Origin of the sequence: Bradyrhizobium zhanjiangense, from assembly GCF_004114935.1 — a bacterium.
Taxonomy (GTDB): Bacteria; Pseudomonadota; Alphaproteobacteria; order Rhizobiales; family Xanthobacteraceae; genus Bradyrhizobium; species Bradyrhizobium zhanjiangense.
The window spans coordinates 486,980-507,311 of the sequence record NZ_CP022221.1; the positions used below are offsets into that span (position 1 = coordinate 486,980).

At 64.1% G+C, this 20,332-nt stretch carries 22 protein-coding genes and 1 tRNA gene; 13 read left to right on the forward strand and 10 right to left on the reverse strand.

Translation table 11 applies throughout. The features are described 5' to 3' along the window. Nucleotides 1-9 precede the first annotated feature (9 nt). The 4 genes from XH85_RS02350 to XH85_RS02365 all read left to right on the forward strand — a co-directional run bounded on the left by XH85_RS02350 (nt 10) and on the right by XH85_RS02365 (nt 3,339). Nucleotides 10-498: a tellurite resistance TerB family protein gene (locus tag XH85_RS02350; RefSeq protein ID WP_128930570.1), complete on the forward strand. Its 489-nt coding sequence runs from the start codon at nt 10-12 to the stop codon at nt 496-498. Between the two features lie 221 nt (nt 499-719). After that, nucleotides 720-1,499 carry an SDR family NAD(P)-dependent oxidoreductase gene (locus XH85_RS02355; protein WP_128930571.1) on the forward strand — a complete coding sequence of 260 codons (780 nt, stop codon included), beginning with the start codon at nt 720-722 and terminating at the stop codon, nt 1,497-1,499. Between the two features lie 126 nt (nt 1,500-1,625). Beyond that, nucleotides 1,626-2,426 carry a glutamine amidotransferase gene (locus tag XH85_RS02360; RefSeq protein ID WP_128930572.1) on the forward strand — a complete coding sequence of 267 codons (801 nt, stop codon included), beginning with the start codon at nt 1,626-1,628 and terminating at the stop codon, nt 2,424-2,426. Nucleotides 2,427-2,526: 100 nt separating this feature from the next. After that, on the forward strand, nt 2,527-3,339 hold the full coding sequence (locus XH85_RS02365; RefSeq protein WP_128930573.1) for an enoyl-CoA hydratase: 813 nt from the start codon (nt 2,527-2,529) through the stop codon (nt 3,337-3,339). 102 nt (nt 3,340-3,441) lie between these two features. On the opposite strand, the gene XH85_RS02370 is transcribed toward XH85_RS02365, so the two are convergent. After that, a tRNA-Ala gene (locus tag XH85_RS02370) sits at nt 3,442-3,517 on the reverse strand. Between the two features lie 187 nt (nt 3,518-3,704). Here XH85_RS02370 and XH85_RS02375 point away from each other — a divergent pair. Genes XH85_RS02375 through folD form a run of 3 tightly spaced genes read left to right on the forward strand, consistent with a single transcriptional unit; the run spans nt 3,705 to nt 5,237 of the window. Beyond that, nucleotides 3,705-3,995, forward strand: coding sequence for a YggT family protein (locus tag XH85_RS02375; RefSeq protein ID WP_091882830.1), 291 nt, complete (start codon nt 3,705-3,707; stop codon nt 3,993-3,995). A 14-nt stretch (nt 3,996-4,009) separates the two neighbouring features. Then, the gene (locus XH85_RS02380; RefSeq protein ID WP_128930574.1) at nt 4,010-4,342 is read left to right on the forward strand and encodes a DUF167 domain-containing protein; all 333 of its coding nucleotides are present in this window, start codon (nt 4,010-4,012) and stop codon (nt 4,340-4,342) included. Nucleotides 4,343-4,352: 10 nt separating this feature from the next. After that, nucleotides 4,353-5,237, forward strand: coding sequence for a bifunctional methylenetetrahydrofolate dehydrogenase/methenyltetrahydrofolate cyclohydrolase FolD (folD, locus tag XH85_RS02385; protein WP_128930575.1), 885 nt, complete (start codon nt 4,353-4,355; stop codon nt 5,235-5,237). A 184-nt stretch (nt 5,238-5,421) separates the two neighbouring features. Here folD and ppa read toward each other — a convergent pair whose 3' ends face one another. Continuing rightward, nucleotides 5,422-5,955 carry an inorganic diphosphatase gene (gene ppa, locus XH85_RS02390; protein ID WP_128930576.1) on the reverse strand — a complete coding sequence of 178 codons (534 nt, stop codon included), beginning with the start codon at nt 5,953-5,955 and terminating at the stop codon, nt 5,422-5,424. A 175-nt stretch (nt 5,956-6,130) separates the two neighbouring features. Beyond that, complete coding sequence (locus XH85_RS02395; protein ID WP_008136728.1) at nt 6,131-6,640, reverse strand: GNAT family N-acetyltransferase; 510 nt, start codon at nt 6,638-6,640, stop codon at nt 6,131-6,133. A gap of 268 nt (nt 6,641-6,908) precedes the next feature. On the opposite strand from XH85_RS02395, the gene XH85_RS02400 reads away from it, so the two are divergent. Genes XH85_RS02400 through XH85_RS02415 form a run of 4 tightly spaced genes read left to right on the forward strand, consistent with a single transcriptional unit; the run spans nt 6,909 to nt 10,016 of the window. Beyond that, a complete protein-coding gene (locus XH85_RS02400; protein ID WP_128930577.1) occupies nt 6,909-7,817 on the forward strand; it encodes a dienelactone hydrolase family protein in 909 nt (302 codons plus the stop codon). Then, a complete protein-coding gene (locus XH85_RS02405) occupies nt 7,814-8,281 on the forward strand; it encodes a DUF2269 family protein (RefSeq protein ID WP_128930578.1) in 468 nt (155 codons plus the stop codon). The genes XH85_RS02400 and XH85_RS02405 overlap by 4 nt, the downstream gene beginning before the upstream one ends. A gap of 8 nt (nt 8,282-8,289) precedes the next feature. Beyond that, the gene (locus tag XH85_RS02410) at nt 8,290-9,609 is read left to right on the forward strand and encodes an SDR family oxidoreductase (protein WP_128930579.1); all 1,320 of its coding nucleotides are present in this window, start codon (nt 8,290-8,292) and stop codon (nt 9,607-9,609) included. Further along, nucleotides 9,609-10,016, forward strand: coding sequence for a thiol-disulfide oxidoreductase DCC family protein (locus tag XH85_RS02415; RefSeq protein WP_128930580.1), 408 nt, complete (start codon nt 9,609-9,611; stop codon nt 10,014-10,016). Before XH85_RS02410 ends, XH85_RS02415 begins: the two co-directional genes overlap by 1 nt. A 92-nt stretch (nt 10,017-10,108) precedes the next feature. Here XH85_RS02415 and XH85_RS02420 read toward each other — a convergent pair whose 3' ends face one another. The 7 genes from XH85_RS02420 to XH85_RS02455 all read right to left on the reverse strand — a co-directional run bounded on the left by XH85_RS02420 (nt 10,109) and on the right by XH85_RS02455 (nt 19,359). Further along, on the reverse strand, nt 10,109-11,356 hold the full coding sequence (locus tag XH85_RS02420) for a flavin monoamine oxidase family protein (protein WP_128930581.1): 1,248 nt from the start codon (nt 11,354-11,356) through the stop codon (nt 10,109-10,111). Nucleotides 11,357-11,586: 230 nt separating this feature from the next. Further along, the gene (gene typA / locus XH85_RS02430; RefSeq protein ID WP_128930582.1) at nt 11,587-13,413 is read right to left on the reverse strand and encodes a translational GTPase TypA; all 1,827 of its coding nucleotides are present in this window, start codon (nt 13,411-13,413) and stop codon (nt 11,587-11,589) included. Nucleotides 13,414-13,651: 238 nt separating this feature from the next. Beyond that, nucleotides 13,652-13,936: a hypothetical protein gene (locus tag XH85_RS02435; protein ID WP_128930583.1), complete on the reverse strand. Its 285-nt coding sequence runs from the start codon at nt 13,934-13,936 to the stop codon at nt 13,652-13,654. Beyond that, nucleotides 13,933-15,378, reverse strand: coding sequence for a radical SAM protein (locus XH85_RS02440; RefSeq protein WP_128930584.1), 1,446 nt, complete (start codon nt 15,376-15,378; stop codon nt 13,933-13,935). The genes XH85_RS02435 and XH85_RS02440 overlap by 4 nt, the downstream gene beginning before the upstream one ends. Further along, nucleotides 15,359-16,075 carry a prolipoprotein diacylglyceryl transferase family protein gene (locus XH85_RS02445; RefSeq protein ID WP_128930585.1) on the reverse strand — a complete coding sequence of 239 codons (717 nt, stop codon included), beginning with the start codon at nt 16,073-16,075 and terminating at the stop codon, nt 15,359-15,361. The genes XH85_RS02440 and XH85_RS02445 overlap by 20 nt, the downstream gene beginning before the upstream one ends. A gap of 113 nt (nt 16,076-16,188) precedes the next feature. Continuing rightward, complete coding sequence (locus tag XH85_RS02450) at nt 16,189-17,730, reverse strand: alkaline phosphatase D family protein (RefSeq protein WP_128930586.1); 1,542 nt, start codon at nt 17,728-17,730, stop codon at nt 16,189-16,191. Between the two features lie 183 nt (nt 17,731-17,913). Further along, nucleotides 17,914-19,359: a TAXI family TRAP transporter solute-binding subunit gene (locus tag XH85_RS02455; RefSeq protein WP_128930587.1), complete on the reverse strand. Its 1,446-nt coding sequence runs from the start codon at nt 19,357-19,359 to the stop codon at nt 17,914-17,916. 151 nt (nt 19,360-19,510) lie between these two features. Between XH85_RS02455 and XH85_RS02460 the strand changes: the two genes are divergently transcribed. Both XH85_RS02460 and XH85_RS02465 read left to right on the forward strand, forming a co-directional pair. Next, nucleotides 19,511-19,801: a 4a-hydroxytetrahydrobiopterin dehydratase gene (locus XH85_RS02460; RefSeq protein ID WP_128930588.1), complete on the forward strand. Its 291-nt coding sequence runs from the start codon at nt 19,511-19,513 to the stop codon at nt 19,799-19,801. A gap of 122 nt (nt 19,802-19,923) precedes the next feature. Next, the gene (locus tag XH85_RS02465; protein WP_164940047.1) at nt 19,924-20,301 is read left to right on the forward strand and encodes a YkvA family protein; all 378 of its coding nucleotides are present in this window, start codon (nt 19,924-19,926) and stop codon (nt 20,299-20,301) included. Nucleotides 20,302-20,332 lie beyond the last annotated feature (31 nt).

Here is a 20,332-nt window from a genome sequence, read left to right on the forward strand (position 1 = left end):
TAGGACTTTATGCTCGACGGCCTGCGCCAATTCATTGCCGACATTGTTGCTCCCCATGATCAGGACCGCGCATTTGGCGACAGCGACTATCGGCTGGCGGCCACGGCGCTGCTGATTCACGTGGTCTCGCTGGACGGACAGCCGAGCGCGGCCGAGCAGCGCAAGCTGCACAGCCTGATCGAGAGCCATTTTGGGCTCGATCGCGGCACCGCGGATCGGTTGATCGCCGACGCCACTCAGGTCGAGGGCGAGGCGGTCGATCTCTATCATTTCACCAGCGTCATCATGCGCTCGCTCGACGAAGAGGGTCGCAAACGCATCGTGCAGATGATGTGGGAGCTGGTCTATGCCGACGGTCAGGTCAGCGAATTCGAGGACAACGTCGTCTGGCGCGCCTCCGACCTGCTCGGGATTTCGCAGCGCGACCGGATCGACCTGAAGCACGCGGTCGGGGATCGTGTCGGCGGCCAAGTCAAGGACAGCGCTGTCGGCGGCTGACGGCTCTAGACACGACTGATCGCGGCCTGCCCGGACACATGACGAAACTTTAATTTATCCGCCGCCTGCGCTGAATCCGCCTGCAAATCAACGGTTTTTCAGCGCGGCCTGTCGTTCTGCTCAAGCGGCCATGCTGGCGGCGCGGCTTGCATGTCGCGCGCGGCCTGTGCTCTCGTTCCGAGATTGCGGGGCGAAAAACTTGAATTCAAGAGTCTTCGATCGTGACTGAGCGGGTGACGCTGATCACTGGTGCCTCGGCGGGCATCGGCACGGAGCTGGCGCGTGTGTTTGCTGCCAACGGGCATCGCCTCGCGTTGACGGCGCGCCGGACGGATCGGCTGGAGGCGCTCGCGAACGAGCTCGCCGCCAACGGCGGCAAGAAGCCGATCGTGATCGCCTGCGATCTCGAGCAAGCGGATGCCGGCAAGACCATCGCGGCAGCACTTGCCGCCGAAGGCGTCGAGCTCGATCATCTCATCAACAATGCGGGCTTCGGCGTGTTCGGCGATGCGATCGAGCGCGATCGCGTCGAGCAGCTCGGCATCGTCGATGTCAACATCAGGGCCCTGACGGATCTGTCGCTGCGCTTTGCCGATCAGCTCATCAAGAACAAGGGCGGACTTCTCAATGTCGGATCGGTCGCCGGCTTCCTGCCTGGCCCCGGCATGGCCGTCTACTACGCCTCCAAGGCCTATGTGATTTCGTTCACCGAAGCCTTGCGGGCGGAGCTCGCGCCGCGCGGCGTTCGCGTCACCGTGCTTTGCCCGGGTCCGGTGCCCACCGAATTCCAGGCGCGCGCCGGCGTCGGCTCCCAACATGATACCGCCGTTCTCAACGTCTCCGCCGCCGAAGTTGCGCGCGATGCATATCGTGGCCTGATGGCCAACAAACGGGCAGTGCTGCCCGGTCTGGGCATCAAGATCGTGCCGTTGGCGCTGCGTTTCTTCCCGCGCGGCTTCATCCTGGCCGCTACCAGCCGGTTTCAGAGGCGCAGGCACTAGAGAAAACTTTGAAGCACCGTAGTGGCCCGGAGCTTGCTTCAATCGGTATGTGTGCGCGAACTCACACGATGTTAACCATCGCTTAGCTATGCTGGCGGTCTGAACCGATAGCACTTCGCAGAGACCATGTCGTTCCGGACGGACAGGTTTGGTGGCGCAGAATTGGTGCCCTTTCCCAGAAGGACGCCGGGCGCGGCCGCCTCCGCTTCCGAAGCCCGGTTACCGGTTCTGATCGTCCTGCACCAGGAATCCTCGACGCCCGGCCGGGTCGGCAATGCGCTGCGCGCGCTCGGCCATCGCCTCGACATTCGCCGTCCCCGCTTCGGCGATCCCCTGCCCGAGACGCTCGATCAGCATGCCGGCGCCGTGTTCTTCGGCGGCCCGATGAGCGCCAATGATTCCGACGACTACATCCGCTGCGAGATCGACTGGATCGAAATTCCGCTCCGTGAGCAGCGTCCGTTCCTTGGCATCTGCCTCGGCGCGCAGATGCTCGCGATGCAGCTAGGGGCCCGCGTCGCGCCGCATGCGGATGCGCTGACCCAGATCGGCTATTACCCGATCAGGCCGACCGCTGCGGGCCACGCGCTCTGCCCGGATTGGCCTGCGCAGGTCTATCATTGGCATCGCGAGGGATTTGAGCTGCCGGTTGGTGCCGAGCAGCTCGCGGAAGGTGATGATTTTCCGGTGCAGGCGTTCCGTGCCGGCAACGCCTTCGGTGTGCAGTTTCATCCAGACGTGACCTACGCCATGATGCATTGCTGGACCACGCGCGGCTATGACGGCTTCAGCGCGCCCGGAGCGCGGCAGCGGCATCACCATTTCGCGGATCGTGCCGTCTACGACCTCGCGGAGCGCGCCTGGCTCGATCACTTCATCAATGGCTGGCTGGCGCGCCGGCCGGTGCTGGCGCAAGCCGCCGAGTGAATCGCGCCTCCGCGCAAGCCCTTGCCTCATCCCTTTATATGCTAGGCTCGTTCGCAACGCGCGCACGCGAGATTGCGCCGGCAAGCAAAGGGAGAGCGTCATGCCCTATGAACACATTCTCTATGAGGTGAGCGACAGGATCGCGACCATCACGCTCAATCGCCCGGACCGCATGAATGCGTGGACGCCGACGATGGAGTGCGACGTGCGTCACGCGATGGAAGCCTCAAGCGCCGACGACAATGTCCGCGTCATCGTGCTCACCGGCGCGGGCCGCGCCTTCTGCGCCGGTGCCGACATGGATGCGCTGAAAGGGCTCGATCCTAACGACGTCGGGCGCGCCTCGAATCTGCCGCCGTTCGACATGAACCGCCGGCCGGATTGGCAGACGCGCTACGGCTTCTATCCGTCGATCGCAAAGCCCGTCATCGCCATGCTCAACGGCGCGACCGCCGGAATCGGCCTGGTCCACGCGCTCTATTGCGACCTGCGCTTTGCCGCCGACAATACGGTGTTCACGACCGCCTTCGCGCGGCGCGGCCTCATCGCCGAGCACGGCATCAGCTGGATGTTGCCGCGCATCGTCGGCCATGCCCATGCGCTGGATCTGTTGCTCTCGGCGAGGCGCGTGTCGAGCGACGAAGCGCTGCGGATCGGGCTGGTGAACCGGCTCTGCTCGCCGGAAAAACTCCGCGAGGAGACCTATGCTTACGCGCGCGATCTCGCCGATTTCGTCTCACCGAGCGCGATGGCCGTGATCAAGCGGCAGCTTTACGAGGTGCCGTTCCAGACCCTGGCGGAAGCGACGATCGAGGCCAACCGCGAGATGATGGTGGCGCTGAACGGCAGCGATTTCCGGGAGGGCGTGGCGAGTTTTATGGAGAAGCGGCCGCCGAGGTTTACGGGGAGGTAGGGGACTTTGGAAAGAGGTCCGCCGTCGCCCTTCGGGCTATGGCGGGACAGCCTTCGCTACGCGAGGGCTTGCCGAGCCGAAGCAGGCGCAGCCTGCGAAGGCTGGTGGAGCCAGGCGGGATCGAACCGCCGACCTCGTCATTGCGAACGACGCGCTCTCCCAGCTGAGCTATGGCCCCTTTGCAGGCCGCTCTGGTGAACGCGGCCGACAACCGGGCGCCATTTAAGTCCCCGCCAAGGTCAAGTCAAGGACAGGTGTAGCCCCGTTTTGGCCATCCGGGCGCCGACTTCCCTTGTTTGGGTCGGAGGGAACCGATATCTAGCAACAGCCGTCAATCCCGACCGAAGCCAGAGTTTTCAAAAGCCATGCGTGCCGTTCTCGACATCGTCATCATCGTGCTCGATCTGTACGTCTGGCTGCTGATCGCCGCCGCGATCCTGTCCTGGCTGATCGCCTTCAACGTGGTGAATACCCGCAACCAGTTCGTCTCGGCGGTGGCGGAGTTCCTGTACCGGATCACCGAGCCCCTGCTGGCACCGATTCGCAATTTCCTGCCCAGTCTCGGCGGCCTCGACATCTCGCCGATTATCCTGATTCTGCTGATCATGTTCATCGAGCGGGTGATCCTGTATTACATCTACCCGAACGTGATCTAACGGGCTGGAGCGCCTTGGTTGCCAAAGATCCCTGGCGCATCTCTGCCGCAGGCGTCAGCATCGCGCTGCGGGTGACGCCGCGCGGCGGCCGCGACGACATCGACGGGATCGAGCAGCTCTCCGACGGCCGCAGCGTGCTCAAGGTGCGGGTACGCGCGATTGCCGATGGTGGCGAGGCCAACAAGGCTGTCTTGGTCCTGCTGGCGAAATCGCTTGGCGTGCCCAAGGCCAGCGTAAAATTGCTATCGGGAGCTACCTCGCGGTTGAAGCAGATCGCGGTCGACGGCGACCCCGTGCGGCTCGGAGAAACCCTGCGCCAGCTCGTGTCGGCTAAATCGAAGGACTGAAGGAACTGACATGACCGCCAAAATCATCGATGGAAAAGTCATTGCCGCGGAGCTTCGCGGCCGCGTCGCCGAGGAGGTCGCCCGCGTCAAACGCGAGCATAACCTGGTCCCCGGCCTCGCGGTGGTGCTGGTCGGCAACGACCCTGCCAGCGAAGTCTATGTCCGCTCCAAGCACACCCAGACGCAAGGCGCCGGCATGGCCTCGTTCGAGCACAAGCTGCCGGCCGACGTCTCGCAAGCAGAACTCCTGGCTCTCGTCGCAAAGCTCAACCGCGATCCGGCCGTGCACGGCATTCTGGTGCAACTGCCGCTTCCGAAGGGGCTGAACACCGAGGCCGTCATCAACGCCATCGATCCCGCCAAGGATGTCGATGGCCTGCATCCGAGCAATGCCGGCCGGCTCGCCGGTGGTTTTGAGGCGCTGTCGCCCTGCACGCCGCTCGGCTGCATCATCCTGACCAAAAGCGTGCACGCTTCGCTCGAAGGCATGAACGCCATCGTCATCGGCCGCTCCAACCTGGTCGGCCGCCCGTTGGTGCAATTGCTGCTGAACGAGAACGCCACGGTCACGATCGCGCATTCGCGCTCGCGCGACCTGCCCGGCCTCGTGAAGCGCGCCGACCTCGTTTACGCCGCGGTCGGCAAGCCGGAGATGGTGCGCGGCGACTGGCTGAAGCCGGGCGCGACCGTGATCGACGTCGGCATCAACCGCATCCCCAAAGCAGACGGCAAGACGCGCCTCGTCGGCGACGTCGCCTATCGGGAGGCGCTTGGGGTTGCCGGCGCGATCACGCCGGTGCCGGGCGGCGTCGGTCAGATGACGGTCGCCTGCCTGCTGGTGAACACGCTGCGCGCCGCCTGCGCGATCGCAGGGCTGCCGAAGCCGGCGGTGTAGCTTTTCTTCACCTCTCCCCGTTTGCGGGGAGAGGTCGGAATTCGCGCGAAGCGCGGATTCCGGGTGAGCGGGACTTTCCGCGAGCCCAACTCTGACCGTCTTTGTGGAGGTAGTTCCTCACCCCAACCTTCTCCCCGTAAGAACGGGGCGAGGGAGCACACCTTTTGTCCGGGATACCGAAGGCTCAGGCCTTTTTCTTCTCGCGATCTATGCCTTCGAGGATCAGCTTGTGCGCTTCCTCCGGGCCGCCCCAGCGCAGGATCTTCACCCACTTGCCCTTCTCGAGATCCTTGTAGTGCTCGAAGAAGTGCTGGATCTGCTGGAGCGTGATGTCCGGCAGGTCGGAATAGCTCTTCACCTTGTCGTAGCGCTGCGTCAGCTTTGACGACGGCACCGCCAGAATCTTCTCGTCGCCGCCGGCTTCGTCTTCCATGAACAGCACGCCGACCGGCCGCACGCTCATGACGGCACCGGGAATGATGGCGCGGGTGTTGATGATCAGCACGTCGCAGGGGTCGCCGTCATCCGACAGCGTGTGCGGGATGAAGCCGTAGTTCCCGGGGTAACGCATCGGCGTATAGAGGAAGCGATCGACGACGAGCGTGCCGGCCTCCTTATCCAACTCGTATTTGATCGGTTCGCCGCCCACGGGGACTTCGATGATGACATTGACGTCGTGGGGTACGTTCTTCCCGATCGAGACCGCATCGATACGCATTCAAGGCTCCGTTGTTGCCGAGGTGAAATCGCGCCCGGCAGCGATTTTGGCGCTGTCATACGCGGGCTTGGCCCGCTGATCCATCGCGTTTTTGTGAAATAATGAATCCGGCGATCACCGACGCAAAAGGCGGTATCAACGGATGGAAAACGCTGCCGATTCAGGTTTCAGCAGCTCAATTGGTCCAAGCGAAGGCAACTTTGTCGAGCGACTTCGGCCCGAACCGCTCCGAGGAGCGCGCCACCATCCGGCCGCCCAGGGCACGGTAGAACTCGGTGGCCGGATCGTTGTCCGAGAGCGCCCACACCACCATGCTCTTCAGGCCGCTCTGCATCAGGTCGCGGCGGGCGGCGGCGAACAGACGGCGGCCGAAGCCGAGGCCCTGGAATTCCGGGCGCAGATAGAGCTCGTAGATCTCGCCGTCGAAATGCAGGCTGCGGGCGCGGTTGCGGCCGTAATTAGCGTAGCCTGCGATCTTGTCGCCGAACACGAGCACGCTGACGCGGCTGCCCTTGCGAATCGCGCTGTCCCACCACTGTGGACCGCGGCGGTTGATCAGCTTTTCCAGCTCCGCGCCGGGGATGATGCCCTGATAGGCCGAGCGCCAAGCTTCGTCATGGGTCGACGCCACCGCAGTTGCATCTGCGGCTTTGGCCGGCCGGACCTCGATCAGGGTTGTGCTCATGGACGCGATCAAATCAAGTCGCCGCGCCGGCGGCAAGACCTATCGTTAATTATCGGTTAACGTGTGGACTTTCTGCATCAGTATTTCAACCCCGTTGTCCCGAAAGAGGACAAGCCGGCGTTTTGAATGGCAGTGGCCTGCCATGTGTCGGTGCGAAACCCGCTGCGGCAACGAATGAATGGCAATGGCAGCGCAGAAAGTCTGCCCGGAGTGATTCGTTCCTATTAGTGTGGCCATTGCTGTTCGTGTCCGCCTCCTCTGGCAATTCATGCGGCTCCTCGTCACTCCCGCGCTTCTGTCTTTGCTGTCTTTGCTGGCCGTGCTGGCTGCGTCGCCTCTGTGCGCTCAGGTCACGTTTGGCCCATTGGGAGAGCAGGGCGAACCGTTTCGCCGGCAAGAATGGCGCCTGCCGTCGCCGGATACCGGCACGGCCGCGCATGCGCTGCTGTTTCGCCCCCTCGGCGTTGGCCCGTTCCGGCTCGCGGTCATCGCCCACGCCTCGACACAGAATGGCTTGCGTCGCGCGCAAATGCCGCGGCCGGAGTATCGCGCGCTCACGGCGTATCTCGTCGCGCGCGGCTTTGCCGTGCTGGTGCCGGAACGGCTCGGCCATGGCGCCACCGGTGGCCGCTATGTCGAGGACCAGGGCGGCTGCGACGAGGCGGATTACGCGCGATCGGCCCGCGCAACGGCCGACCAAATCTCGCTCGCGCTGGACTATTTGCGAAAGCAGGAATTTATCCGCAAAGACGCCGCGATCGTGCTCGGCCATTCCGCCGGCGGCTGGGGCACGCTGGCGCTGGCCAACGCCGATCCGAAGGCGGTCTCTGCCATCATTGCATTCGCACCGGGGCGCGGCGGCCATGCCAATGATGAGCCGAACACGATCTGCGCGCCGCACACGCTGCTTGCGGCCGCAGCCGAATTCGGCAAGGCCGCGCGCATTCCCGTCACGTGGCTCGTTGCAACCAATGACAGTTACTTCGCGCCGGCGTTTTCGCAAAAGCTGGTCGAGGCGTTTCGCGGCGCTGGCGGCGAGGTCGACTTCCGCACCCTGCCGGGCGTCGGCAGCGAGGGGCATTGGATGATCGAAACCGAAGCCGGCGTCAAAGCCGCAAGCGGCGATCTCGCGCGTGTGCTGAACCAGCCCAAGCCAGTGGCGACCAAGAAGCCATGACGCTGTATTTCCTGGTCAAATTCCTGCATGTGCTCGGCGCGATCGTCATCCTCGGCACCGGAACCGGCATCGCCTTCTTCATGCTGATGGCGCATCGCACGAACGACGCGGAGTTCATTGCGCGCACTGCCGCTGTGGTCGTGATCGCGGATGCGATCTTCACGCTGTCGGCCGTGATCCTGCAGCCGGTCACGGGTGGCCTGCTGATGATGCTCTCGGCGACGTCGCTCACTGAGCGCTGGCTCCTGGCTTCGCTAGCGCTGTATGCCGTCGCGGGCCTGTTCTGGGTCCCCGTCGTCTTCATGCAGATCGAGATGCGCGACCTCGCGCGCAAGGCGGCCGAACAGTGCAACGCGCTTCCGGAGCGCTATTTCGTTCTGTTCCGCCGCTGGTTCATATTCGGCTTCCCCGGCTTCGGCGCGACGATGCTGATCCTCTGGCTGATGATCGCAAAACCGTTTTGAGGGGCGCAATGAGTAAGCGAACCATCTTGCTGTTCGGCGCCTCCGGCCTGATCGGCCGCTTCGTCACCGACGATCTGCGTGCGCGTGGCCTTCGTGTTGTCGGCGTGGCACGTAAGCTGTCGCCGGCGCAGCAGATGAGCGCGCAGGACATCGAGCTGCCGGTCCTCATCCTGGATGCGGCTGCGCTGGCGCGAGTGCTCACCGAGCATGCCGTCGATGTCGTCGTGAACTGCCTCGGCGTGCTCCAGGACAGGCCCGGCAGCGACACAAATGCCGTGCATCGTGATTTCGTCGCGCGCCTGCTTCAGGCAATTGGCGATAGCGGCCGTGCGATCCGTCTGGTGCACATCTCGATCCCTGGCGTGGTGGAGGCGGATCGCACCGCCTTCGCAACGACCAAACGCGACGCCGAGCGTTTGATCGCGGCCTCCGGCATTCCCCATGCCATCCTGCGACCGGGCTTCCTGGTTGCGCCGTCAGCCTATGGCGGCAGCGCCATGCTGCGTGCGCTGGCCGCTTTTCCGCTCGACCTGCCGGACAAGGAAATGGCGACGCTCTTCCAGCCCGTCGCGGTCGAGGACATCGCCGCCACCATCGCCTGGCTCGCTGCGCGCGACATCGACGACACCTCCTTGAAAGCCGTGAGCTGGGACCTGATGCAGGCAGAGCCGGTCACGATAGCCGGAGTCATCAAGCAGTTTCGCCACGCGTTCGGCACGGCCACCTGGCGGCGTCTCGTGATGCCGGCCTTCCTGCTCGATCTCGGCGCCAAAATCGGCGATTTTGCCAATCATCTTGGCTGGATGCCACCGCTGCGTTCCACGGCCATTGCCGAGCTGCGCCGTGGCGTGACCGGCGATCCCTCGGCGTGGATCGCAGCCACGGGCATCGCGCCGAAGACATTGGCTGAGACGATCGGTCGCCATCCGGCAAGTATCCAGGACAAATGGTTCGCGCGGCTGTTCCTGATCAAGGCGCTGATCTTCGCAAGCCTGGTCGCATTCTGGCTCGTCTCGGGCTTCATCGCACTGTTTGTGTCCTATCGTGCCGCCGCCGGCATCCTGACCGCGCATAACTTTCCGCCTGCGCTGGTCGATCCCATCACCATCGGCACCAGCCTGATGGATATGAGCATCGGCGTGCTGATCGCCTTCCGCCGCACCGCGGCGATCGGGCTCGTTGCAGGCATCGTCGCCTCGCTGGGCTACATGGTGGGTGCAGCCATCCTCACGCCCGATCTTTGGATAGAGCCGCTCGGCGCACTGGTGAAGACCGGGCCGGCGATCGTGCTAATGCTTGTGGCTCTCTTGACGCTGGATAATCGCTGATGAGCAAATGGCCCGACGACAACGTGATCCTGTATGACGGCGTCTGCATCTTCTGCTCGCGCTGGGTTCGCTTCGTGGCGACCCGCGACACGGCGAAGCGGTTTCGCTTCACGCCGATCCAGTCGGACTACGAGAAACGGCTCGCGCGAACGTTTGGTATCGACCCCGATGATCCCGATACCAACGCCCTAGTCCATGGCGGCGAGGTGTTCATGAAGTCGGACGCCGCGCTGACCGTGTTGTCGCTGCTCCCCGGCTGGGGCTGGGTGCGCGCGTTGTTCGCCGTGCCGAGACTCTTAAGAGACCCCGTCTACAGCCTCGTCGCACGCAACCGCTATCGCATCTTCGGCAAGTATGACACCTGCTTCGTGCCCGATGCCGATTTGCGGGCGAGGGTGATCGAGTGACGCGTCATTGCGAGCGTAGCGAAGCAATCCAGGATTTTGCCGCGGCGGCAGTCTGGATTGCTTTGCTGCGCTCGCAATGACGGAGGTCGTAGCTAGGGCTTGCGAAGGGCCGCGAGCGCCTCGTTGGCCGCGCGCTCCCCGCTGTCCCGCGCCCCATGCGCCGTCGTGAAGAAATTCGGCGACGTCGCTTCTCCCGCGAAGAACAGTCGCCCTTCCACCGGCGCAGCCAGCACAGCACGATCCCCGGCGTGCCCCGGCAGCGCATGCGAATAGGCGCCTCTGGCGAAGGGATCGCGCGCCCAGCGCGATTCATACAGCGGCCTCAGCTTGCGCCTGATGTCGTTGCCGACAAGGCCCGCGATCTCGTCGATGCTCTGCGCGGCAATGGCGCCTTCGCCCGCGTCTTCCAGCTCGCGCGCAAAGCTGCCGCCGAAAAAGCCTTCGATGCAGGGCTGGCCGAACGGGCGGATGTGGTAGGTGCCCATCTCGGTGCGCATGGTGGCGCCGCGCAGATTACCTTCGGTCGGGAAGGCTTCGGCGCTATCGAGCGCCAGCGTCACCTTGTCGTCGACGCCGAGCGGCAGGCCTGCGGCTGCATCGATCTTGGTCGGCAACGGTGGTGAAAAGCGGATCGTCTCGTCGGCGATCAGATTGGTCGGGACGGTGACGATCACCTTGTCCGCGGTCAGCGTGCCCCGCGATGTTTCGAGCCGGATGCGCTGACCGGAATGATCGACCAATGTAACGTTGCAGCTCAGGGCCACCGTGACCGGCGCGCCATAGGCGGCGATCAGCGCGCCATAGCCGCGGCGGACGCGCCAGTTGAGGTCACTGTCCTCATAGGCGTCCCAGTCCAGCGTCGACATGTCCTCCAATTCGCAGCCATTGACGTAGGTCGAGACCGCGTCGATCATCGGATTCCAACGGTTGCCCGGCTCGAGGCTCAGGCTCGCGGGTTCGTCCTTGCTCTTTTGCGCGGCCTGCCAGAGGCGCTCGTAGAACGCCTCCATCGCGCGCATGAAATCGTCGCGCTCGGTTTGCGGAAAGGCGTTGCCGAAGGCGCGCTCGCGCCAGGGCGGCAGGGCCGTGTTGAGCTCGAAACCGAGCTGCTTCGCGATTGGAGCGAACGAGTTCTTATCGGCCGAGTGCAGCCAGCCGCAGCCGACGTCGAAGATGACCTCGGGCGAGGCCTGCACCGTCCAGGCGCGGCCGCCTAGCCGGTTACGCGCCTCCAGCACGACCACGGAAAGGCCGGAGCCCGCCAGCGCGTGCGCGGCGCCGAGGCCGGCGGCACCGGCGCCGATGATCGCGACGTCGACGGAGGAGGGGAGGGAGGTCATGCGCGGGCTCTAGCACGTTCGCCGGGTGTGCTGAAGCCGCCGCAAGCATGGCCGTCATCACCCGCCTTGTTGCGCAATTGCGTACTGGAGCGGGTGATTCAGCATTCTAGAGATAGTTTCGTAGGGTGGGCAAAGGCGCTCTTGCGCCGTGCCCACCATTGTCGACCGCGATTTCAAGTGGTGGGCACGCTTCGCTTTGCCCACCCTACGGCACTGCGGCGTGCGGCAGCTTACGCCACCGCTTCCTTGGCCTTCTCCGCGCGCTTGCGCTCGTTCGGGTCGAGGTGCTTCTTGCGCAGGCGGATCGATTTCGGCGTGACCTCGACGAGCTCGTCGTCCTCGATATAGGCGAGCGCCTTTTCCAGGGTCATGCGGATCGGCGGGGTCAGGCGCACCGCTTCGTCCTTGGATGTCGTGCGGATATTGGTGAGCTGCTTGCCCTTGAGCACGTTGATCTCGAGATCGTTGTCGCGGGTGTGCTCGCCGACGATCATGCCGCGATAGACCTTCCAGCCCGGCTCGATCATCATCGGGCCGCGGTCTTCCAGCTTGAACATGGCGTAGGCCACGGCATCGCCCTGATCGTTGGAGATCAGGACACCATTGCGGCGGCCCTGGATCTCGCCCTTGTACGGGGCATAGCCGTGGAACAGGCGGTTCATGATCGCGGTGCCGCGGGTGTCGGTGAGCAACTCGCCCTGATAGCCGATCAGGCCGCGGGTCGGCGCGTAGAACACCAGGCGCTGGCGGTTGCCGCCCGACGGCTTCATCTCGATCAACTCGGCCTTGCGCTCACTCATCTTCTGCACGACGACGCCGGAATGCTCCTCGTCGACGTCGATCACGACCTCCTCGATCGGCTCCATGGTGGCGCCGGTCGCTTCGTCCTTCTGGAACACGACGCGCGGGCGCGACACCGAGAGTTCGAAACCCTCGCGGCGCATGGTCTCGATCAGGATCGCAAGCTGTAATTCGCCGCGGCCCGAGACTTCCATCGCGTCCTTGTCGGCGGATTCGACGACGCGTAGCGCGACATTGCCCTCGGCTTCGCGCAAGAGACGGTCGCGGATCATGCGGCTCGTCACCTTATCGCCTTCGGTGCCGGCGAGCGGAGAGTTGTTGACGATGAAGGACATCGACACGGTCGGCGGATCGATCGGCTGCGCCGGCAGCGGCACTTCGACGGTCGGATCGCAGAAGGTGTCGGCAACGGTGCCCTTGGTCAGACCCGCAATCGCGACGATGTCGCCGGCTTCGGCTTCATCGAGCGGGGTACGCTCAAGACCACGGAACGCCAGGATCTTGGTGATGCGCCCGGATTCGACCAGCTTGCCGTCGGCGTTGAGCACCTTGACCTGCTGGTTCGGCTTCAGCACGCCGGAAGAAATGCGGCCGGTGATGATGCGGCCGAGATAGGGGTTGGCCTCCAGGATGGTGCCGATCATCTTGAACGGACCTTCCTCGACCTTCGGCGGCGCGACGTGGCGCAGGATCAGGTCGAACAGCGGCTCCATGCCCTTGTCCTTCGGACCCTCGGGGCTCTCGGCCATCCAGCCCTGCTTGGCCGACCCGTAGAGGATCGGGAAGTCGAGCTGCTCCTCGCTGGCATCGAGCGCCGCGAACAGGTCGAACACCTCGTTGATGACCTCGGTCGGGCGCGCGTCGGGACGGTCGACCTTGTTGATGACGACGATCGGCTTCAGGCCGACCTTGAGCGCCTTGGAGACCACGAACTTGGTCTGCGGCAGCGGGCCTTCGGCGGCGTCCACCAGCACCAGCGCGCCGTCCACCATGTTCAGGATGCGCTCGACCTCACCGCCGAAATCGGCGTGGCCGGGGGTGTCGACGATGTTGACGCGGGTGTCCTTCCACTGCACCGAGGCCGCCTTGGCCAGGATGGTGATGCCGCGCTCGCGCTCCAGATCGTTGGAGTCCATGGCGCGTTCGGTCACCTTCTGGTTCTCGCGGAACGTGCCGGACTGCTGCAGGAGGCGGTCGACCAGGGTCGTCTTGCCGTGGTCGACGTGGGCGATGATGGCGACGTTGCGGAGGTTCATGAGTGAGCTTCTTTGCGTTCGAACAATGGGTTAAGCGCGATCTCGCCGGTCGGACCGGGACCTCTTCTCGAAACAACGCTGGAAGACTGGAAACGGGCGCTCGCCGCCCAAAAAGGAAGCCCGGCCATATCAGACCGGGCGCCCTACGCGTTGCGGCGCAATATATGCAAAAAACGCCAAAAAACAATGTGTTCTTTGGCCGTTGGTTGACTGAATTTTGTCCGGGAATCTCCGGGGGTTAGGGCTGGGTCCCAGGGTGGGCGGGGGCCTTTCGCCCCCTGATGGCCGCCCAGATCAGGACGACGCCTCCGATGCCGACGACCAGTCCCAGGAAGACCAGCGGCGCGATGTCCGAGTCGATCTTGCCCCCGTCGATCACCGAAGCTCCGCCGAAGAGCAAGGCGCAGAGACCCGGAAGCAGCAGGATCACCCCTGAAATCACCATGAACGCGGTGAGGCAGCCGCTGCGTGGCTCAACGGGCGTCGGGACGGGGGGCAGAACCGGTGGTGGCGTATCGCTCATCGTGGTGCCTCCTCGCCCTGCCTTGCCTCGCGATAGGTCTGCCCTTCGAGCCCGGCGCGGATACGACCGATTGCGCCGTTGCGGTAGAACAGATTGTAGGTGTCGAACGGAATGATCGCCCCCTGCTCCGTCACGAAATGGATGCAGCTGCGCTTGACGTTGCCGACGCAGAAATTGAAGCGATCGAGAAACTGCACGATGGTGACGCGGAAGACGTTCTCGTAGGTGAGGCCTTGCGGCACCTCGAAGCTCGGCAGGCAGCACAAGAGTTCGCAGACCCGCTCGCTGGTGTTCAGCGGCCCCGAGGACAGCGAGAACAGATCGACGAATTTCTCCCGCAGCATCGGATATTTCTCCGGGCTTATCGTGTTCGGCATCACGGCGACGAGCTGCTCCTGCTGTAACAGCGAGGTCAGCGGCAGCACCTTCTCGCCGTTGCGCAGGCCATAGCCGATCGAGATGCTTTCGGGGTTGCAGGGCAGTGGGATCATGTCCTTGTCGCCGAACACGCGGGTCTCGACGACGCGCTTGCGGATCTCCGACAGCATGATGCGATCGGTATTCTTGTCGAAATTCTCGTTGCGACCGGCGTCCTGCACCGGTTGCAGCGTGACGCCGCGCACGCATGTCCAGGTGAGCGCGTGACGAACGATGTCGCCGATCTCGGCATCGTTGACGCCGCGCTTGATGGTCGCGACCAGCGTGGTCGAGATGCCGTAATGCTCGAGATTCTCCAGCGCCTGTTGGCGGATTTTTCGCAGGTCCGCGCCGCGCAGATTGATCAGCGCATCGCGCTGCAGTGAATCGAACTGGAGATAGACCTCCAGCCCGCGCTTGCTCTCGGCGAGCCGCGCCACGAAATCCTTCTCGCGGGCGATGCGCAGGCCGTTGGTGTTGATCATGACGTGGCGGATCGGGCGGGCGCGCACGGCCTCCAGGATCTCGAAGAAATCCGGGTGCAGCGTCGGCTCGCCGCCGGAGATCTGCACCAGGTCGGGTTCGCCTTCGCTGGCGACCAGCGCGTCCAGCATCTTCTCGACCGTCGCGAGCGGGGTGAATTTCGTCCGCGCGGGCGAGGAGTCGGCGAAGCACACCGGGCAGGTGAGATTGCAGTGCTCGGTGATCTCGATCAGTGCTAGGCAGGAATGCTGCTCGTGGTCGGCGCACAGGCCGCAATCATAGGGGCAGCCGAATTCCGTGCGCTGCTGGAATTGCAGGGGCCGATCGCCGGGCTTGATGAAGTCCTTGCACAGACGCCAATAGGCAGCGTCCGTCGACACCAGCGTCGATTGCACGCCATGCTGCTTGCAGCGTTTTTCGTACCAGACCTCGTTGCCGAGAATCTGGATCTTGGTCGGCACCAGCTCCAGGCAGGTCTCGCAGAGAGACTGAGTCTGGCCCCAGAAGATATAGGGACGCGACTTACGCAACGGCGCGTTCATGCCGGGATCTCGCTTTGGGCGCTGTCGCCAGCATGAAGGCGGCGTAGAGCAGGATGGACAGCGACAGCAGGTGAAACAGCGTGAAGGGGCCGATCAGCGTGCCATAGGGCTTGAGGAATTCCCACAGGAAGCGCTGTGCTCCATAATAGACGAGGACAAGATAGAAACCATTGGTGACCACAAAACCGTTTCGGTTCAAGACCGCCAGCGCATAGAGAAGCGCGAACACGCCCATGGCGGCGCTCTCGTAGAGCTGCACCGGATGGCGAAGGATGCCATCGCCGAAATCATGCCCGAAGGGCAGCCCCGTCGGCGTGCCGTAAGTGAAATCGTCGAGGCCTGCGAAGTAGCAGCCGAGCCGCCCGACCGCGATCCCGAGCGCCAGCGGCAAGGCAAAACGGGCGCCGGTTCGTACAGCGATGCCCGCGGACCATTTGTAGAGCTCGATCGCCACGATGCCGCCGGCGAGCGCACCCTCGACCGAGCGCGCAATGCCGCTCTGGCCCGACAGCCACAGATTGACCGACCCGAACAAATAAGCACCGAGGCCCGCACCGAACACCAGGGCGGCGACATAGGGCAGCGCGAAAGATTGCGCGGGAAATTCCAGGCGTCGTCGCGACAGCCAGTAGACGGCAGCTGCCGCCGCCAGCCACGCCGCGATGTCAAAGACGGTGTGAAGGAAAGCCCCGCTCATGCAGGGGAGAGCATAGCACGATCACGTTCAAAATAGTGCGCCGTGCATTCTTGTGTCCTCTCCCTACGGGAGAGGTGAACATCGATTCAACCAAATTCATCCTGCTCTAGCCATTAGGCCTGTTTCGGATCGAGCGTGGTCGACCACAGCGCGACGTCGGCGCGGTCGCGCAGTGTCACCGTCATCTGGCCGGAAGCGCCGTCGATCTTGACGTGACCGAAGAACTGCATGCCGGCTGACGGCGGCAGATTCTGGTTGTCCTTGCCCGGAGCCTTGACGAAGCGGACCTCGGGTCCAAAGGTGTTGTCGAGCGCGTTCGGACCGAACGTGCCCGCGTGCAGCGGACCCGAGACGAATTCCCAGAACGGCTCGAAATCCTGGAATTGCGCCTTGTTCGGATCGTAATAATGCGCGGCGGCGTAGTGCACGTCCGCGGTCAGCCATACCGTGTTGCTGATCGGCGCCATCTTGATGAAGCGCAGGATGTCCGCGATCTCGAGCTCGCGGCCGCGCACGGGGCCGTCGCCTTGCGCGACTGCCTCCGAGCCGCCCTTTGGCGTGTCCGATACGATGAGGCTGAGTGGCATGTCGGAGGCGATCACTTTCCAGGTCGCACGCGAGTTGAGCAGACCGCGCTTGAGCCAGGCGATCTGGTCGGGTCCGAGGAAGTAGCTGGCCGGTCCGTAAGCGGTATCGAGATTGGCGCCGTTCGGGCCGCGATAGCTGCGCTCGTCGAGCACGAACACGTCGAGATGCGGACCGTAAGCGATCTGGCGATAGACCCGGCCCGGCTCAGTGATGCTCTCGCGCATCGGATACATTTCGTGGAAGGCGCGACCCGCGCGGGCCGCGAGCAGCGCGATGTTGCGCTCCTTGTAGGTCGCCGGTAGCTCCTTCGAGAGCGACCAGTTGTTGGTCACTTCGTGGTCGTCCCACTGCACGAAGATCGGCACTTCCCCATTGAAGGCACGGAGATTGTCGTCGGTCAGATTGTATTTGTGCGCGGCGCGGAACTCGTCCAGCGTCTCGGCGACCTTGGCCTTTTCGGGGATAGTGACGTTCTTCCAGATCTTGCCGTCGGTGAGCTTCACCTCGGATTGAATCGGACTGTCGGCGTAGATCGTGTCGCCCGAGTGCAGGAAGAAATCCGGGCGGTGCTTGCGCATCGCGGCGAAGGTGAACATGCCGCCGTCGTCGGGGTTGATGCCCCAGCCCTGGCCGGCGACATCGCCACCCCAGACGAAACTGACGTCGCGACGGTCGGCGGGCGCGGTGCGGAAGCGGCCGGTCACCGGCTCGCCCTCGACCGCGCTGTGCGAGAGATCGCGGAAGCGGACGCGATAAAAGATGTCCTGGCCGCCCGGCAGGTTCTCGATCAGCATTTTTGCGGTGAAGTCGCTCTCGGGCAGCGCCGCGATCGGCGGCAGCGCGCGGGCATCCCTGAACGACTCCGTCGTCGCCACCTCGACCAGCATCTGCGCCGGCCGGTCGGTGCGCGCCCAGACCACGCCGCCGTCGACGGTGACGTCGCCCGATTGCACGCCGTGGGTGACCGCAGGCCGGTCGGCCGCGCGCGACAGGTAAGGCATCGCGACCGCGCCAAGCGCGCCGGCGCTGGTGGTGAGGAAACGGCGGCGGGAGAATTTGATGTTCATGGAGGATGATTTCGAACTGGGGTCACGGGAAGACTCGTCATTCCGGAGCGCGCCATCAGGCGCGAGTCCGGAATCCATTCCCGTCGCGGATGCGGGACGTGGTTTTCGGGCTTGCGCGTTGCGCGCCCCTGAATGATGTGAACCTATATTGAGACAATGTGACGCAGCAATAACGCGCAGGCGCTACGCGTTGCCGGCGGCTCTGAACTGCGCGCCCGCGCGCTGCAGGTTCTGCGGCAGGCTGAACAGCACCGCCTTGCGGTCGGCAACGGCGGCATGGAACTGGTCGAGTGCGATGTTGAACGCGGTGAGCGCAGCTTCCTCGATCGCGCCGTGATCGAAGCAGCGCAGCGTATCGCGCAAAATCTCGTCGGCCTCGGTTTGCATCTGATCGAGCTCCTCGGTGGTCTCGCTCTTGCGTGCTGCTGCGATCATGTCGAGCAGGCGGTCGCGCAGATGGCTGTTGTTGTCGCGCTCGTCCTTCTTCAGGTAGCCCGCAAACCAGGCGCCGATCGAGCCCATGGCGGAGAGCGCCATCAGGCTCCACCAGATGTAATCGCTGTATTTGTCGAGAAAGGTCTTTTCCTCGCCGTCGACGAAGGCGGCGGCGCCGGGATGCACGGGGATCACTGCATCCTTGTCGGTGTCGGGTGTCTCGATCTTCGCTGCCAGCGGGAATTCCGCCACCAGTTGCTGGCGCACGGCGAAGAGCTGGCGCGTGAACGCCGCGATGGTGGTTTCGGACACACCTTTGCGCGCCACGATGTGGTGCGCGAAGCTGATCGTCTTGACCTCTTCGTCCGGACGATCGGGCGAGCCGCCGTAAGTGCCTGCGGGAATCTCCGAGGATTCGTAGACCGGATGGTTCTGCGCGATCGCGTCGGCGGAATCGATGGCGAGGAAGGTCGGCGTGCCGCCCTCCCTGACCGATGCCGCGATCGCGTCCCCCGTGATCTTGCTGTTGACGGGACCGGCCGCGAGGTAGATGTCGGCTTTCTGCGCCTTGATCGCCTCGGCAACCTCGTTGGCCGGGAATTGCACGATCTCGACCTTGGCGGGATCGACGCCGTATTGCTGGAGGATCACCTTGAGCAGATTGACATTGGCCTGGGTGCGACCGATGACGCCAATGCGATGGCCGGCGAGCTGTGCGATCTTGGTGATCTTGGCGCCCTTCTTCTTGCCCTTGCCCGGGACGGACCACAGCACCACGACGTTCTTGCGCAGCGTCGCGACCGCCTGTGCGTTCTTCGGCACGTCGAGGTCGCCGCGCACGATGGCAAGATCGACCTTGCCTTCCGCGAGGGCATTGGCGCTGGCGGTGGCGCCGTCGGTCTGGATCGGGCGTAGCCGCACCTGGCTCTTGTTCTGCGTGAAAGCCTGGGTCAGCGCCTGCACGACCTTGACGTCATCGCTGTTGGCGGGACCAACCGCGATCTTCAGCGTCACCGGCCGCATCGCGAAGTAGTAACCGCCGGCGAGCGCACCGATGATCGCAAGCACGAGCGCCAGAGACACGAGCGCGGTCTTCCGCGCCGCGGATCGCGGCGAAGGCGGAGAGGGCGTTTCGGCCAGGTTCAATCCCCCGGTCATCGATCTCCCAAACAGGCGCTTCAGGCTCAGTTTCATCTTGGCCGGCGATTTACGCCGGCAATTGTAGCAAATTTCTTGTCCGGAGGGGTTACATCTCCGTCATGGTTAGCGGATGGACGAAATCCCGCATGAACCGAGCCGCCGGCACGGTGTTAGGGTAAAGTTCCCCTGAATGACGGAGGCGATCATGGCAGAGCGGCTATCGGCGGAGGCGCGCAAGCAGGCGCTGGGCGGCATACCGGGCTGGGGCGAGATTTCCGGCCGCGACGCCATCGGGAAGACTTTTGTCTTCAAGGATTTCAACCAGGCCTTCGGCTTCATGACCCGTGCGGCGCTGGTCGCCGAGAAGATGGATCACCATCCCGAATGGCGCAACGTCTACAAGACGGTGGAGGTGGTGCTGTCGACCCATGACGCCGGCGGCGTCACCGCGCGCGACATCGAGCTGGCCAAGGCGATGAACGCCATCGCCGGCTGACAGCTGGCTGACACTTGACTGACACTTGGCTGACGTCTTGCAGGCCGCAGGCTCATCCCCATCTTGTGATCAGCAGGCAACGTGGCGATCCGCCGCTCGGCCTGAACGGGGAGTTTTCGAGCATGGCTGCCGAACACAGCGTCGGCTTTGAGCCCGCCGATCGGCTCGCGCAAGACCGGGAGGGCGTTCGCCGCCGCTTCTGGCGCAAGCTGAAGCGCGTCGCCGCGCAACTGCCGTTCGCCGAAGACCTGCTCGCCGCCTATTACTGCGCCTTCGACCGGCAGACGCCGCGCCATGTTCAGGCCTCGCTGCTCGGCGCGATCGCCTATTTCATCCTGCCATTCGACTTCGTCGCTGATGTGATGCCGGTCCTCGGTTTCGCCGATGATGCCGCCGTGCTCGCCACCGCCATCCGCATGGTCGCCGGCCACATCACGAACGAGCACCGCGAGGCTGCCCGTGCCGCACTGAAGCGCGGTGTGGAAGAGGCGGAGGAGTAAGCGTTGTTGACAGCGCGCCGCCGCCATATCC